The following is a 14,266-nucleotide window of genomic DNA, read 5'->3' on the forward strand; positions in this document are numbered from 1 at the left end:
AATCTCAACGGCCTCCCAAGTCTTTACACTCGCTTATTTTCGTGGGTTCGTTCGAATTCCCGTATCTCGGTGGCACATTAATTGCTGTTTATGGCATCGACGTTGCCATGCTCGTGATGGCGGGTCTGGTCGCTCTCAACATCGCAATCGCCAGTCAGACATTGTGGAGGGCGGTGTAGGAGACAGACGTCCTTCGATAATGATTTCCGTATCGCTGCCCACGTGCCCGCCCAACCAAAGGAAGTGTGTTTATGCAAGTGCTGGATCTCATCGGTATAGGCATCGGACCCTTTAATCTTAGTCTTGCAGCACTCGCGTGTCCGACGCCGCTGCGCACTGCCTTTTTCGAAAAGGAAAGCGGCTTCGATTGGCATCCTGGGCTGCTGCTGCCCAACAGTCGCCTGCAGGTATCTCCGCTGAAGGACTGTGTGACACTTGCAGATCCGACCAGTCCGTTTTCGTTTCTCAACTACCTCGCGGTGCATGGACGGCTGTACAGCTTCGTAAACCGGTGCGACGCGACCACGTCGCGAAGAGAGTTCACACAGTATTTCCAATGGGTTGCGCATCAGTTGCCACAACTCCGGTTTGGGGAGGAGGTTACCGACGTAACCAGATTAGACGAGGGTTACCGCGTGACGACGACTCGAGATCACTACCATGCACGCTCAGTTGCGATTGGCGTCGGTGTCGTTGCAACAATTCCCGAATGCGCCAAACCTTGGCTGGGCGAGAAGGTCTACCATGTGGCGAGCTATCTGGATCGGCCACAAATCGACATCGGTGAACGCGTATTAGTCGTTGGTGGGGGGCAGAGCGGTGCGGAGGTTGTTGAACACCTATTGGGCAGTCCGGGTATCGGTAAAATTACATGGGTGACGTCACGCGGGAACCTGTTCACGAGGGATGACAGCTCTTTTATCAACGTGTCATACACGCCGTCTTACAGCCAGCGCTTTCATTCGCTGCCACTTAAAAAACGTCGCACTATTGTCGACGACGAAAAACTCACCAGTGACGGCATTTCAGCAGAATTGAGCAACCGCATTTACGAAACTATCTATCACCGCAGCGCGACTGGCAATATTGACGATGTCATTCAACTGCTACCCGCAGTCGTCATGAAGGAGTTGTCTCCTCATGCGGACGGTTGGCACGCGCTGTTGGCTTCGCACGGCACCTGTCAGCGACCGACTGTAGTGGCTGATCGGGTCGTACTCGCCACCGGTTTCGAGCCTCGCCCGCTAGCGTTTATCGATCGCCTATTGGCTTCCGCTTCTATGGAAGGCGGTCTGCCGGTCGTGAAGGACGATTACTCCGTTCAATTCGAGGACAACGCCCCCGGCCAGGTATATCTGCAAAACCGATCCCCAGTCCAAAGTGGCTTGCAGAGTGTGAATCTATCGCTCGTCGCCTACCGAAACGGTCGCATCATCAATAGCCTGCTTCGGCGTGAATACTATCTGAACGTCCCAGATCGGCCGATCCTTGGGTGCCTAGGTTTACTTCCCGCTCAAGAGACACAAAACGCAAGATAACACTCCAGTGCAGTGCAGCTCGGGGCGCCTGCTCACGACGCAGCTTTACCAGGCGGCTTTAAATCTAAAAAGGAGTTACACATGTTAACCAAAGAACAAAAATCAACATGGGATGACGTTGGATACATTAGGATTGAGTCATTTCTCGATCTAGAAAGCCGAGATAAACTTTCAGCTCTTGTGGCTGATGTTTCGTGCTGGGAGACAAGTGAAGACAAATGGCTGATATGGTTCGAAAAAACAACTGACGGTAGGAGGATCATTTCGAAGGTCGAGAACTTCCTCGAATTTAACGCCCCCCTGCGTGATTTACTGCTGGCTGACCACCGTATCGAGTCGATCGTCGAAGAGTTACTGGGGGAAAATGCCCGCATGCTCAAAGAGTTGCTGATCTTTAAGTACTCCGACAGCGGCGGCTATCGCCCGCATCAGGACATCTACCATATCCCACATAAGCTACCAGACCGGATGGTGCACGCGATTGTTGCAATAGGCATCGACGATTCCGGCCCAGACAACGGAGGGCTTTTCTTCAGCCCCGGGAACCACAAAAAGGGCGTGTTCCCAATGGACGCCGGCGGCGTAATGTACCCCGAGGTCGCGGACAGGCTGGCCTGGGAGCCCGTAACGTGGAAGGCCGGTGACATTTTCATCTTTGACGACTATGCCCCACATTACTCAAAGCCCAACAAAAGTGAAAATTCTCGAAGGGTGATTTATCTCGTGTTCCAGCGTGCCTCAACTGGTGGGCCAACGAGGGCCGAATACAACAAACTGAAACGCGCCTACAACCCTCCCGAGGGCAAGGTCTCCAACATCGACGAGCTCAAGCCGCCGAACGGCATTTTCTATCGCGATTGAAGGCAGAGGACAGAGGCAAACATGTATACGAAACAGATCGACCGCTCAATCATGCGCCAGGAGTATGGCGTTCTGGTGTGCCGGTTACTTGAGCATCTACCGCAGGCAGTCGCAACGGCTTTCGGCACATCGATTGTGGAGGTGGTACCTGGCGATGCGGTCGATCTTCATTCGCACCCAGAGCACGAACTCTGGGTATTGATCTCGGGCAGCGGCGTGTTTCAATCCGATGGAGAAACCTCCGCAGTCAGTGGGGACACGATGGTCTATATAGCGCCGCACCAAAAACACGCGATCAAAAATAGCAGCCCTCAAACCAGCTTAAAGTTCCTTTCGATATGGTGGGATTGAATTGAGAGCAAACCAACATACTTTTTTTGCCTGCTCGGCGCCGCCGTGCCCGAACGGCAAGCTGCATCTTGGGCATATAGGTGGCGTGTACCTTCTCGCCGACGTGTTCGTACGCTACCACCGCATGGTAGGCAACGCGGCCTATCACGTGACAGGTGCGGACGAACATGGCACTTACACGCTGGTGAAAGCCCGAAAGCTTGGCAGGCCGGTTGATGACGTCGCACACATGCACATTGAAGAAATTCTGCAGTGTCTGCGGTCAGTTGATATTGAACCGGACGTATTTGTAAGGACTTCAAGCGAAGACCACAAAGACCGCAGCTTGGCGATCTACGACCAACTAAGAGCGTCCGGCTACGTTGAGCTGCGCGACGGAGAGCAACTGTATTGCGGGACGTGCGAAGAGTTCGCCGCAGACTCACTCGCGGTCGGAGAGTGTCCAGCTTGTAACGCGCCAACAGATAGTAACCTTTGCGAAGATTGCGGCTCGGCGCTGCAACACAATCTACTACGCAACCCGATTCACACGACATGCGGCCAGAGCCTTATCTTGCGCCCGATTCGACAGGTTCATTTTGAGCTTGAAAAATTTGCTCCGGGGCTCGATCACGCCATTGAGGCGAGCGGATGGCCGGAATCCATAAAGCGCAAAGAACTTGACTGGCTACGGTCAAAACTGATGGCATTGCCGATGTCGCGGCATTTCGACCGTGGTGTGACTTTGAACTACCCGGTGGAGGTGGCAGGCCAAACTTTAATGACTTGGTTTGAAGGATTGTGGTGCTATGAGACAGGAATCGAACGCCTCTGCAAGCAAAATGGCGCAGATCTCGATGACACTATGCGCAACGCGAGCACGAGACTCGTATTCTTCATGGGTCAGGATAACCGGTTTTATTACACGATCGGCGTTACTGCTAGTTTGTTCTCGCGCGGTTATGCGATTCCATACAACCATGCAATTCAGGACTTTTATAAGCTCGAAGGCGCGAAATTTTCTACTAGCCGTGACCACGCTGTGTGGGCTGACGAGGTGGCAGCAGATATCGACACGAACGTGCTGCGCTACTATTTGGCTAGCCTCGCCAAGCCATTTGGCGCAAACGACAACGATTTTCTGATCGAGGGGCTGCTTCAGACCGCGGCTAGAATTCGTGCTTTCGAAACGGCTTTGCGCAAGTACGCCGGATGTAACGAGACGCTGACGGCCGACAAGCTGACAGTCGAGCAGAACCACAATGTTAAACGATATTCCGAAGCGGTGCAGGACTTGCGCGTCTGGGATGCCATGGACGCCATAGACGCCTTTTTCGACGTTGCGTCTTTTTCAAGGGCAGATACCTCAGTCAGCGCAGCGGAAGTTTCCGTATTTCTAAGCCTTCTTAATCCTGTGACCCCGATGCTTGCGGCGCGGTATGGTGCTTTCTTTTTTGGAGCCGGATGGCGGCCGGGGCTCGATGGCGGCACTATCCGGCCAAGCACCGGCTTACGCAAACCGGTTGATTTCCCATTGTTTAGCGACCCGATTCCGGAAGCCTTCATAGAGGCTTATGAAAGACGATTTAGGCAAGTCCGGCCGAATTCTTAGCTTTTAATGACGGCAACCGCTTTGACGATCCCGAGGCGAGTAACGCGGACGCCGACCGGATGACGGCATCTCGATAGCGGAGAACGCAAGGCGGCAGTCGGGCGACCTACTTCGTTCCGAAAGGCCCACGACGGCTTTCTGGCGTGCGACGGCGTCGCGCTTGGCGGCGGGCCTTTCTATTTTTTTAAGGAGCTCGGGAAGTGGGGCCGTATCCAGGATCTGCTCGGCGAGCAGTCTCTTCAGTGTGGCGTTCTCTTCCTCAAGCGCCTTCAGGCGCGTTGATCTTTTCATCACAAATTACTGGCACGCCACCAATATCTTGAACATGCTTCCAAACAGAAGGAGCCCGCCAGTCGATAGCCAGCGTACGGCAAAGCCTCTCCGGTATCGCGATATGATGAACCTACTTCCGCCCATCCGTTCACTAGCATTTCATGTCGCTCGGTGACGCCGCTCCACATCGCCTATTGCTAAGGTGCCATTCGATATTTAAAGTGGATTATCTGCAACTATAACGTCTATCGTAACTATGCGGCCTACTTAATTGATCACCAAACTAACCTAAGCCTTTTTGACGAACCTTCATTGGATCTATGCTGGAAGGTTCTGTACTGGAAAAATCGATTGTTTGGATATAAAATATCCGTTGTTTGGATGTGACTAAAGATGCGTTTCAAGGGCCTTGATCTAAACCTGCTCGTTGCATTGGATGCGCTCACGACCGAGCGCAACCTAACGGCTGCCGCACGTAGTATCAATCTAAGTCAACCAGCAATGAGTGCCGCCATTGGTAGGCTTCGGGACTATTTCCGCGACGAATTGTTTACAATGAATGGTCGAGAACTTCGGCTGACGCCCCGTGCCGAAGGACTTGCCTCGGCAGTGCGTGAAACTCTCTTGCAGGTACAATGCTCAATCATCTCTTGGGAGCCGTTTAACCCGTCGAAGTCTGACAGATGCTTTAGAATAGTTCTGTCCGATTTCATGATGCTGATATACTTCAATAAAATCATTGAGCGAGTTGCTCGAGAAGCGCCCGCAGTCAGCTTTGAGTTGCTGCCTTTGGATAGTGATCCGTACGAGATGCTTAGCCGCGGTGACGTCGACTTCCTCATCGTGCCTGAATTTTTTCTCTCGGGCGCACACCCGAGCGCAAAACTGTTCACAGAGAAGTTTGTATGTGTAGCCTGTTCGACAAATGTGGACCTACCTTCAGCGCTGACGATCGAGCAATATGTCTCCACGGGACACGTCGCTGCCGCGTTTGGGCGCTTTTTGAAGCCATCGGTCGAGGGCTGGTTCTTGCTCGAGAATGGTATTCAGAGGCGGGTGGAGGTCGTCGTGCAAGGGTTTAGCTTAATACCACCAGTCCTGCGTGGCACGAACCGCATAGCTAACCTACCGCTTCGCTTAGTCGAGCATTACGAAAGTACTTTCCCTTTGCGGATCATCAACCTTCCGTTACCGCTCCCCGTCTTCACAGAAGCTGTTCAATGGCCAGCGCTCCATAATGCCGATCCAGGGAGCATCTGGTTCAGGGAGATATTGGTTGAGGAAGCTTCCCGTATGATGTCCTCCAACGCACCTAAAATACATGGGTTGCTACAACAATCCGGTTCCTGACCAAGGTTCCTGCTTGAGTAAGATCCGCCCGAGCCCGAATAAGTTCAACAGCCACCAAAGAGGCTTTTCAAAGGTATCCATCCGGGGAAGGCCGCTGACCTTGCCCCCAAGTTTTATCCAGTTTTGAGTTCGCTCCGACGGTTTTGGGTTGCTGTATTTGCGGCGGTAGCGGCGGGTTGCGGTGCGGAGCAATTGTGGTCCCCCAGCACCCTTCGATTTGCCGCCGAAGGTGCTAGACAGCACGTCGCGCAATCGTCCGAAGGGCGGCCGATCGGCGACGGGCGTAGCGCTCAGCTTCGTCGATAAAATGGCCTGCGGGTCACTCACAGGTGGTGCCGTCTTCAGCTAATCGGCCGCGTCGCGGGTCGTCGCTCCCAATGCAGCCCAGCTTCCTAGGTTTCAGGATGGTCACGGCAATCGCGCTGCCTCCTGAACCATTATATCTCGCATCCAGATATTTGCCGGATCTTTGTCGTGAAGTACCGGCCATTGGACTGCCTCGGTGAATGTCGGCAGCGCTATCGGGGGCGCAGTCATCCGCAATGGTATCGTGTCCTCAAAAAGCCCAACTAGTCGTAACGGAACGGTTGCGATGCGATCGGTGCCCATTAGGGCGGCGGGGATCATGCTAAAGCTTGAAACAACGACTTCGACCCGCCTCTTGAGGCCATGCTCCTGCAAGAAGCAATCTTCTATGGTAGGCTGCTGCGTCCGACCGAACCTAACTACCGCGTGCCCCATTGAAGAATACTCCTCGGCAGTAAGGGCTTCCTCAAGTTGTTTGTTATTACTGCAGCCGACGCAAGTCAGTCGTTCCTGAAATAGATCTATCTTAGGGTGCGCGCTCGACATGAATAGCGGTGGGCTAATAAGGAAGTCTACGTCGCCGCGTCGCAAAAGCTCGTCTGGATTGTCAGTAAGAGGCAGCAAGTCAAAACTAATGCCGGGTGCTTCCCGCGCAAGACGCTCCAGTATCTTCTGAAAAAGAACAACTGTAACGAAATCGCATAAGCTTACTCGGAAATGACGATCTGATTGATCAGGAGTAAATTTATCCCAGGGTATGATATTGAGCCGAATATGCTGTAAAGCCTCACGAATCGCAGGCGCGAGGTCTTCCGCACGCGGAGTTGGAACGAACTCACGACCACGCATCGTAAATAGTTCATCGCGGAAATAGGAGCGGAGCCGGCGGACAGCTGCACTCATTGCGGGCTGGCTCAGATTAATGCTACGTGCCGCCGCAGTAAGGTTGCGCTCAATCATTAGTGCATCGAGCGCGACAAGGAGATTTAGATCGAGGCCCTTAAATCGCATATCTTTTAACTATCCAATAGTGCAGCCCATTCCACAATGGCTGTTCCTACGGCGATGGCTGAATTCGCCTTGACGCTCCTCAATCGATTTGAGGGCGCGGCCACAGAGACTTAATCTCTGTGATCGGAAAGCAACCTGAGGCCAGTCCAGATTAAGCCATAACTCCAGAGTGAACGCTCGTTGCAGTGTAATAGGAAGCCTCCAATGGCAAATCACCAAACGCCAGCTGGCAAAGAAGATAATTAGCACCTGCTTCCTCGACATGATCGAGAAGATCTTGCCTAACTGAAGCAGCAGTACCAACTACGCACAACTGACAGTCTACTGCTGCATCAAAATCCGGCGGGAGGTTCTGAGGAGTCTGTATCCCGTTAATCTCGTACAGAAACCTAAAGCTCCGAAGCCACCGTTGATAAGCCGGGGCCGCGAGCGAAATGGCATGCTTCGTCGTGCTGCCGGCCACCACCATTCGGACCAACCCAAGGAACGGCGCCCGTTTCCTGTCCCCGGCGGTACGTCTCTCGTGTGCTCGGTAGGCATCAGTGATCTGGCGAACAGCAGAAGCAGGGCCCCCGCAGGCAAGATTTGTATCGTTCTCAGCCGCCCAGCGCGCAACCTCAGGACGACTGGTTGTAATCCATGTCGGAGGCTGAGGACGTTGATGTGGCCGCAACATCAACGGGACTTTGTCTAGTTCAAAGTGGTCGCCTTTGTAGGAAAGAGCCTGAGCTCCTTCCTTCATCGCTTGGATGACGATCTCGCTGGCTTCGAGATAGCGCGATGTCGCCACCTCCTCATCAATACCGAAAAAGCTCCATTCGATTGGTAAGGAGCCGCGCCCCATGCCCAACTCGAGCCTGCCACCGCTCAGATGATCCAGCATGCAAATTTCTTCAAACGCACGTAACGGATGATAAAGGTTCAACAGCATAACCAAAGGACCGAGACGAAGATGCTGCGTGCGCTGAGCTACGCTTGCTAGAAATAGATTCGGCGAAGGTCCTCTGCCGTGGGGAGTACAGTGGTGCTCTGCGACGTGATATCCATAAAAGCCAAGGCGATCGCAGACCTCTGCCAACTTCATCCGATCTTCATACTGGCGCCCAATCTCCCTTCCGTCTTCGTCCAAATGGTCGAAGATACCAACCATCAGCTTTGCGGGAAGAGAGTTTGTCATTTAAATGTCTCCAAGTTTGGCGGCGAATTTTCGGTGACCAAGACCGGAGGGTGGCCCCGATGTCTTTCGCCAGGAATCATCGAAAAGCTGCTGGTTCTAAAAAACGATGCTGACGCCGATGAGCTAATCATAATGCTCACGTTGAAATGACATTGAATCATTCGTATTCATGTATGACTTCGCGGTGGGTAACACCCCATCTCGCATACCCACAGCTCCGTTCACTTTTGAGAAGCCAAGGATTGGCAAGATCGGATAGTGGTTGTTCAGCTTTTGTGGCGACCCAAATGTGTTAAAGCTGGTATTCGGTTTAATGCGACGAGGCTCCTGCAGTAGGCGAAGAAAGGACCCAGAGCTATGTCTCGGCGCTTGATTGGCAGACGAGAGCGCCTTCTGCAGTTCCACGTTGGCCATGTTCGTCTCCATTTACCGGCCAGGTCTGTGACCTTGCCCTCGGCTGCTCTCGGTGGAGCAACATCATGGGGTCCCCAATTCATAATCGAGGTGTTTAATAACATCCCATGGCTTCGTAAAATTGATTGTTTGTATGGCATTGATCCACCAGGTGAATAACCAGGAATCTTCACCGTCAAAGGGTTGCTGATCGAACTAGCATACGGTCGACCCAGGCGAGATCACGGCCCCTTCCGAAGGTGGAAGGATCAGGAGCCAGTGCGGTTTTGGCCGCAGCGCAACAGCGCCGATACCAGAAATAGATGTGACGCAGTTGGCTTCCGCGTCTTTCGTGCACGCTGTTGTATGTCCTTAACATTCCCCATCTTAACTTCATAGGATCACAGGTTTTACGATAGGGAAATTGCTCTCAACCCTTCAAACTGGACCAATTTTGGTTAGAGTTTTCCGGTGCATTTTCCTGGCTGGGAAAAGGAACGGAACACGATGAAGGCATCGCAGTTTTCGGACGCTCAGAAGGCGTTCATTTTGAAGCAGGGTGATGAGGGCGTCTCGATCGCGGAGATTTGTCGCAAGGCGGGGATCAGTCAGACGACTTACTTCAACTGGAAGAAAAAGTACGCCGGCATGTTGCCGCCAGAGATGAAGAGGCGCAAGCAGCTTGAGGACGGGAATTCGCGATTGAAGAAGATCGTCGCGGATCTGACGTTGGACCGTGAGATGCTGCAGGACGCCATCCGCCGAAAGCTCTAAGGCCTGAGGGGTAGCGGGAGGTGGTGTCATGTGCCGCGATTGGGCGATCTCGATCCGGCGTGCCTGTGGCGCGTTGAACTTCGATCGGTCGACCGATCACTACATCTCTCGCCGCGCCGAGGCCGGTCTAGACCTGTGAGCGCGGGTGCGCTACGGCTATCGTCGCGTGCATGTGCTTTTGGAACGCGAGGGTTGGGGCACCAACATCAAGCGAACCTATCGCATTTACAGGGACTTGGGACTGCAGCTGCGGAATAAGACTCGGAAGCGCCGTGTTAAGGCGAAACTTCGCGAGGATCGGCAAATGGCTGTCGGACCAAATGACGTGTGGGCGATGGACTTCGTGCACGACCAGCTCGCAACCGGAAAGAAACTGCGGGTCCTGACGGTGGTCGCCACCTTCTCACGCTATGTTCCCGCGCTTGATCCGCCTCACAGCTATCGAGGTGAAGATGTCGTGCAGACGTTGGGACGGGTGTGACGATTTTCGTTATAGTGCGCACTATGAGTCCGATTACGCAACATACGTATTGAACCCTCATTCTCTAATCGAGGCGCCGTTACGTGGAACCGCATTTCCTTTCCCGAAGAAATAACCTACCTCACGGCATCTCTATGAAAGGTGACGAGGCGTTAGGTTTGACTGGCCCGTCCACGCGTCTGTAACGGCTGCCCGATCTTCCAAAGCATGCTTGTGTCGATCTCAAGCTCGACTCCAACCTTGCCCGCACCTGTGACTACGGTAGGATAAGAAAAAAGGGCGGTGTCGATCAGTACAGCGATCTTCTGGAGACCGAATGGTGATACGCTTCCTGACGGGTAGCCGAAGAGATCGAGTACCTGTTCTTTCTGAGCAAGCTCGGCTCGTTTCCATCCATACGTGCCAGCAACCGCTTTCATGTCAATCTTTGAAGGTGATGGCAGCAAAACGGCACAAAGGTGGCGCGCAGGATGAGACCGGCGCATCACATCGTTCGCTTTCTGCTCGGCAATAATCATCGTCTTTGCAACGCGCCCCACGGGAACGCCGATAGCGGAGGCTAAATCGGAAGGAGATGTAATAGGGGTGGCGAACTCACTATAGCGCCACAATCGTACCGTCGACGCTCCGATCTGGTGCAGTTCAGCAAGTACGTTCGGATGAACGTCCAACATAGTCGTTTCCTTCCGGTTCACCTGGTAGGACGATCGAGGATAGCTGTTTCAGCGACTGCGAGTACAGCCCTCTTGCGAGTAAGTTTCAGGCGGTTCGCTCCAAAAGCTGCCTAATGCGGCGGCGACCCTCGTTCCCAAAAATACTGAAGTAAGCCTCCAGGCACTTATCGCTATCGAGCATGAAAGGAGCATCATATTTGGTGATATGCCGAATAGCCAAGGCTGGAACCGTTGTGTCGAGCGGTCGAAACATCCTGTTGTGCAAACCGGGCTCCGGGCAACCTGGATAAAATTCACCGATCATGAAACCTTCCTGAATGAAGTCGGGCTTCAGCCGTTTTTGCAGTTGACCAATCCTGATAATCTCTCCTTCATCCTGTATTCCAGGAAGGGCAATGATAATGGCCTTATAGATCCAGTCGCCCGTTCGATCGTTGAAGGACTTTACGGGTTTCATCTGGCTGAAGACGGCGAGCATACGCGCCAAATCGTTTTCGATTTCGTCAACTGCAACAGCTTGCGACGCGGCAACCCGTAAAAGCCCCTTCGTCAGAGCCTCGGGAACGAAAGGGCAAACGCTCCCGTCCCGACCTAAATGAGGATGTGGATTGGAGAGGAATTCTGAGGCATACCGAGCAAATTTCTGAAGAGCTGCGTTTGCATACTCATCATAGGCGTTGTATCCCGCATCAATATTCTTTTCCAGAATTTCGCCCACTGTCATCAATGGACCAATCGTCCCGAAAGGTTGGCTGTAATCTTTCCAAATTTCTTTATTCATTTCGGATCCCTGGTTCGAAAAGCCACGTGCAAAACGGAAGGTCGGGCTCTTGCATGCCAGCTCGGGCGGCGGGCGAGCTGGTCGGGGGCCAATCAAGAGACCGACCTTCCATCGGAAGCGAAGCTCCCGAATTTTTGGTAGCACTCGTAGTTACACTTGTGTAACTGTTTTTTTAAATGGATGTGAAAACAAGAGCGGGGGCTCGTGCACGACGAAGGTTAGTCTCACGACCGCCCGCAAATTCTCATATTCGTCGTAGTTATGAAGACATACATATGATAAATGTCGCCGCGATGGGATCCGGTAACAGGCTTTGGGTGAAAACAGAACGACCCATTGCGCAGAGGCGTGGCCGTGGCGAAGACAACACGAAGAGAAATATATACGCCAGAACAGATCGACGTCGGCGTAAAGCATAAGCTTGAGAAAATTGACTCGTTTTTGTCAGATCTCGTTAGCGAAAATTCCGAAGAAAAACTATTCCTGAGGAATATTCTTGGATTGATGCTTAAAGTATATCATATGGACGCCAATAACAAACCCATGACGAAGATGCAGGCGTGTCGCTATCTGCCTTTCAAAAACCAGACTGTTTGCCAAAAGTATGTCGAGGCAGCGCATTTGCGTGGGTTCATCGACATCACTCGGGATAAAACGGACAAACGGCGTCTGATTGTTGTTCCAAAGGAGCCGTTGGTTGTCTATGTCAATGAATATATAGCTGACTTCCTTGATGACTGCCGTAGAGCGATTGACAGTGCCGCTCAAGTAGCTACGCTTCCTGAGGAAGGGATGGCAACGGCAAGTTCTTCATCTATTGATAAATCGCCAGCGTCTTCTGGGGCACCTGTGGGTTCCTCTCAAAAGAGAGTCGATCGAAAAGCCAGGAAATTTTAGCGAGTTTTATTGTGGGAAAGCAAAAGTAAGAAGCCGGTCTCGCGCGCGTTTATCCTTTCATCAATCAAATGTTTCCTCCGTAAACAAGCTTCATCGAGGTAACCCGCTTCGCTTAACCGGCCTGACGGCCGGTGCAGGCGCTGCTAGGGGGAGCGGCTGTATCGTCGTTTCGGCCAAGAAACTGCGCGGGAAGTTCGGCGGCATCCTCAGCCTTATCACCTTGGCATTTACGCTATCTTTTTAGGCGAGGCGGAAACCGCTGACGCGGTCCTCCATCTCTTGGTCGAGACAGTGTGACCTGCCACTGAATTTTCATCCGGCGTCTGACCTGCCACTGAGAATTTCTGAACCGCTCCCAAACGTTGGACCACCGGATGCTAGAGTTTTCGGGCTTCATTCAGGGAGGCGGGCTGGTTGCGCCTCCCGAATTCACCAACGAGATCGGCACCTTGTTGCCGATCGCACCATGAGGTCTTTCCTCATTGTAGTATCTACGCCAATCCTCCATCTTTTCGCGGGCATCCGCAAGGGTCAGGAACCAATGCTGGTTCAGGCATTCTGCACGGAAGCGGCCATTGAACGCTTCGATGAAAGCATTATCAGTCGGCTTGCCGGGGCGTGAGAAGTCCAACGTCACACCCTTGGAATAGGCCCACAGGTCCAAGTCGCGCGACACGAACTCGGTCCCTTGGTCGACACGGATCGTTTTCGGATAGCCGGCTTTTTGGCACACCCGTTCAAGGGTTTGCACAACGTCTTCGCCTCTATAGCTATGACGTGGATCAAGCACCGGCACGTAGCGCGAGAAGGTGTCGACCACCGTCAGCACGCGCAGTTTCTTACCCGTTGCGAGTTGGTCGTGAACGAAGTCCATCGCCCAGACGTCGTTGGGTCCGACGGCCATGTGCCGATCCTCGCGAAGCTTGGCTTTTACCCCCCGCTTCGGTGTCTTGTTCCGCAACTGTAGCCCCAAGTCCCTGTAAATGCGGTAGGTTCGCTTGATGTTGGTGCCCCAACCCTCGCGTTCCAACAGCACATGCACGCGGCGATAGCCGTACCGCACACGGATCTCGCAGATCTCGCGAATACGACGTTCCAGACCGGCCTGATCAGCACGGCGAGAGGTATAGTGGTGAGTTGATCGATCGAAGTTCAACGCTCCACAAGCACGTCGGATCGAGATCGCCCAATCGCAGCACATGCCTTTCACCATCTCCCGCTTCCGAGCAGGCCTTAGAGCTTTCGGCGGATGACATCCTGCAACATCTCGCGGTCCAGCGTCAGATCCGCGACGATCTTCTTCAGGCGCGAATTCTCGTCCTCGAGCTGTTTCAGCCTCTTCATCTCCGGTGGCAGCATGCCCGCGTATTTTTTCTTCCAGTTGAAATAAGTCGCCTGGCTGATCCCCGCCTTCCTGCAGATTTCAGCAACCGACACGCCTTCATCACCTTGCTTCAGAATGAACGCCTTCTGAGCGTCCGAAAACTGCGACGCTTTCATCGTCTTCTGGTCCCTTTCCCAGCCAGGAAAATGCACCGGAAAACTCTAACCAAAACTGGTCCAGTTTGAAGGGTTCAGATCAAAGTGCACAAGATGGTGGCGAATGGGAACGTAGGGTCGTCGCCTCGATCGCCAAGAAATTGAAAAGGGGCCAGCGAGGAGCGCCTTTTGGCTCGCATCGCCGGGTCCGCGATCAAGGCCCTCGACGGAGCGGTGCCGAAATTGCCGAACAGGCGATACTTTCGGCTCTGGTCCGCAAATACAAGACTGGCGGTTCCTAAGCAGCGAGCCCAGGCGGTGCCACGTTC

At 53.2% G+C, this 14,266-nt stretch carries 12 protein-coding genes and 2 pseudogenes; 7 read left to right on the forward strand and 7 right to left on the reverse strand.

Annotated elements, in window-relative coordinates:
• The first annotated feature begins 251 nt into the window (after nt 1-251).
• The 4 genes from AMK00_RS24500 (at nt 252) to AMK00_RS24515 (ending at nt 4,341) form a co-directional block, all read left to right on the forward strand.
• Entirely contained in the window at nt 252-1,538 is a 1,287-nt protein-coding gene (locus AMK00_RS24500; protein ID WP_010009012.1) for a lysine N(6)-hydroxylase/L-ornithine N(5)-oxygenase family protein, read from the forward strand.
• Between the two features lie 81 nt (nt 1,539-1,619).
• On the forward strand, nt 1,620-2,399 hold the full coding sequence (locus AMK00_RS24505) for a phytanoyl-CoA dioxygenase family protein (RefSeq protein WP_010018321.1): 780 nt from the start codon (nt 1,620-1,622) through the stop codon (nt 2,397-2,399).
• Nucleotides 2,400-2,420: 21 nt separating this feature from the next.
• Entirely contained in the window at nt 2,421-2,750 is a 330-nt protein-coding gene (locus AMK00_RS24510; RefSeq protein ID WP_004677772.1) for a cupin domain-containing protein, read from the forward strand.
• A gap of 1 nt (nt 2,751) precedes the next feature.
• Nucleotides 2,752-4,341 (forward strand): class I tRNA ligase family protein, encoded by a 1,590-nt coding sequence (locus AMK00_RS24515; RefSeq protein ID WP_012489590.1) that lies wholly within the window; start codon nt 2,752-2,754, stop codon nt 4,339-4,341.
• A gap of 111 nt (nt 4,342-4,452) precedes the next feature.
• Here the strand turns inward: AMK00_RS24515 and AMK00_RS32230 are convergent.
• Nucleotides 4,453-4,620 (reverse strand): annotated as a pseudogene (locus AMK00_RS32230) (IS3 family transposase); the annotation flags it as partial.
• A 387-nt stretch (nt 4,621-5,007) separates the two neighbouring features.
• Between AMK00_RS32230 and nodD2 the strand changes: the two are divergent.
• Nucleotides 5,008-5,964: a transcriptional regulator NodD2 gene (gene nodD2 / locus AMK00_RS24520; protein ID WP_004677768.1), complete on the forward strand. Its 957-nt coding sequence runs from the start codon at nt 5,008-5,010 to the stop codon at nt 5,962-5,964.
• Here nodD2 and AMK00_RS31500 read toward each other — a convergent pair.
• The 3 genes from AMK00_RS31500 to AMK00_RS24530 all read right to left on the reverse strand — a co-directional run bounded on the left by AMK00_RS31500 (nt 5,944) and on the right by AMK00_RS24530 (nt 8,458).
• The gene (locus tag AMK00_RS31500; RefSeq protein WP_012489591.1) at nt 5,944-6,291 is read right to left on the reverse strand and encodes a hypothetical protein; all 348 of its coding nucleotides are present in this window, start codon (nt 6,289-6,291) and stop codon (nt 5,944-5,946) included. The two genes, nodD2 and AMK00_RS31500, sit on opposite strands and share 21 nt — an antisense overlap.
• A gap of 81 nt (nt 6,292-6,372) precedes the next feature.
• On the reverse strand, nt 6,373-7,281 hold the full coding sequence (gene nodD3, locus AMK00_RS24525; protein WP_004677763.1) for a transcriptional regulator NodD3: 909 nt from the start codon (nt 7,279-7,281) through the stop codon (nt 6,373-6,375).
• Between the two features lie 151 nt (nt 7,282-7,432).
• Nucleotides 7,433-8,458 carry an LLM class flavin-dependent oxidoreductase gene (locus tag AMK00_RS24530; RefSeq protein ID WP_012489592.1) on the reverse strand — a complete coding sequence of 342 codons (1,026 nt, stop codon included), beginning with the start codon at nt 8,456-8,458 and terminating at the stop codon, nt 7,433-7,435.
• Between the two features lie 900 nt (nt 8,459-9,358).
• Between AMK00_RS24530 and AMK00_RS31505 the strand changes: the two are divergent.
• Nucleotides 9,359-10,103: pseudogene (locus AMK00_RS31505) on the forward strand (transposase); the annotation flags it as partial.
• 155 nt (nt 10,104-10,258) lie between these two features.
• On the opposite strand, the gene AMK00_RS24545 reads toward AMK00_RS31505, so the two are convergent.
• Together AMK00_RS24545 and AMK00_RS24550 are read right to left on the reverse strand one after the other, a co-directional pair.
• Nucleotides 10,259-10,780: an aminoacyl-tRNA deacylase gene (locus AMK00_RS24545; RefSeq protein ID WP_004677747.1), complete on the reverse strand. Its 522-nt coding sequence runs from the start codon at nt 10,778-10,780 to the stop codon at nt 10,259-10,261.
• An 85-nt stretch (nt 10,781-10,865) separates the two neighbouring features.
• Nucleotides 10,866-11,561 carry a DUF6875 domain-containing protein gene (locus AMK00_RS24550; RefSeq protein WP_004677746.1) on the reverse strand — a complete coding sequence of 232 codons (696 nt, stop codon included), beginning with the start codon at nt 11,559-11,561 and terminating at the stop codon, nt 10,866-10,868.
• 354 nt (nt 11,562-11,915) lie between these two features.
• On the opposite strand from AMK00_RS24550, the gene AMK00_RS32735 reads away from it, so the two are divergent.
• Nucleotides 11,916-12,458: a hypothetical protein gene (locus AMK00_RS32735; protein WP_012489593.1), complete on the forward strand. Its 543-nt coding sequence runs from the start codon at nt 11,916-11,918 to the stop codon at nt 12,456-12,458.
• 397 nt (nt 12,459-12,855) lie between these two features.
• Here AMK00_RS32735 and AMK00_RS24560 read toward each other — a convergent pair.
• Nucleotides 12,856-13,958 (reverse strand): IS3-like element ISRel21 family transposase gene (locus tag AMK00_RS24560; RefSeq protein WP_085994809.1). Its coding sequence is split into 2 segments (ribosomal slippage): nt 12,856-13,697 and nt 13,697-13,958, totalling 1,104 coding nucleotides; the frame shifts between segments, so codons are not numbered across the junction.
• Nucleotides 13,959-14,266: the final 308 nt, after the last annotated feature.

It is taken from the genome of Rhizobium sp. N621, from assembly GCF_001664325.1.
In the GTDB taxonomy this organism is placed as follows: Bacteria; Pseudomonadota; Alphaproteobacteria; order Rhizobiales; family Rhizobiaceae; genus Rhizobium; species Rhizobium esperanzae.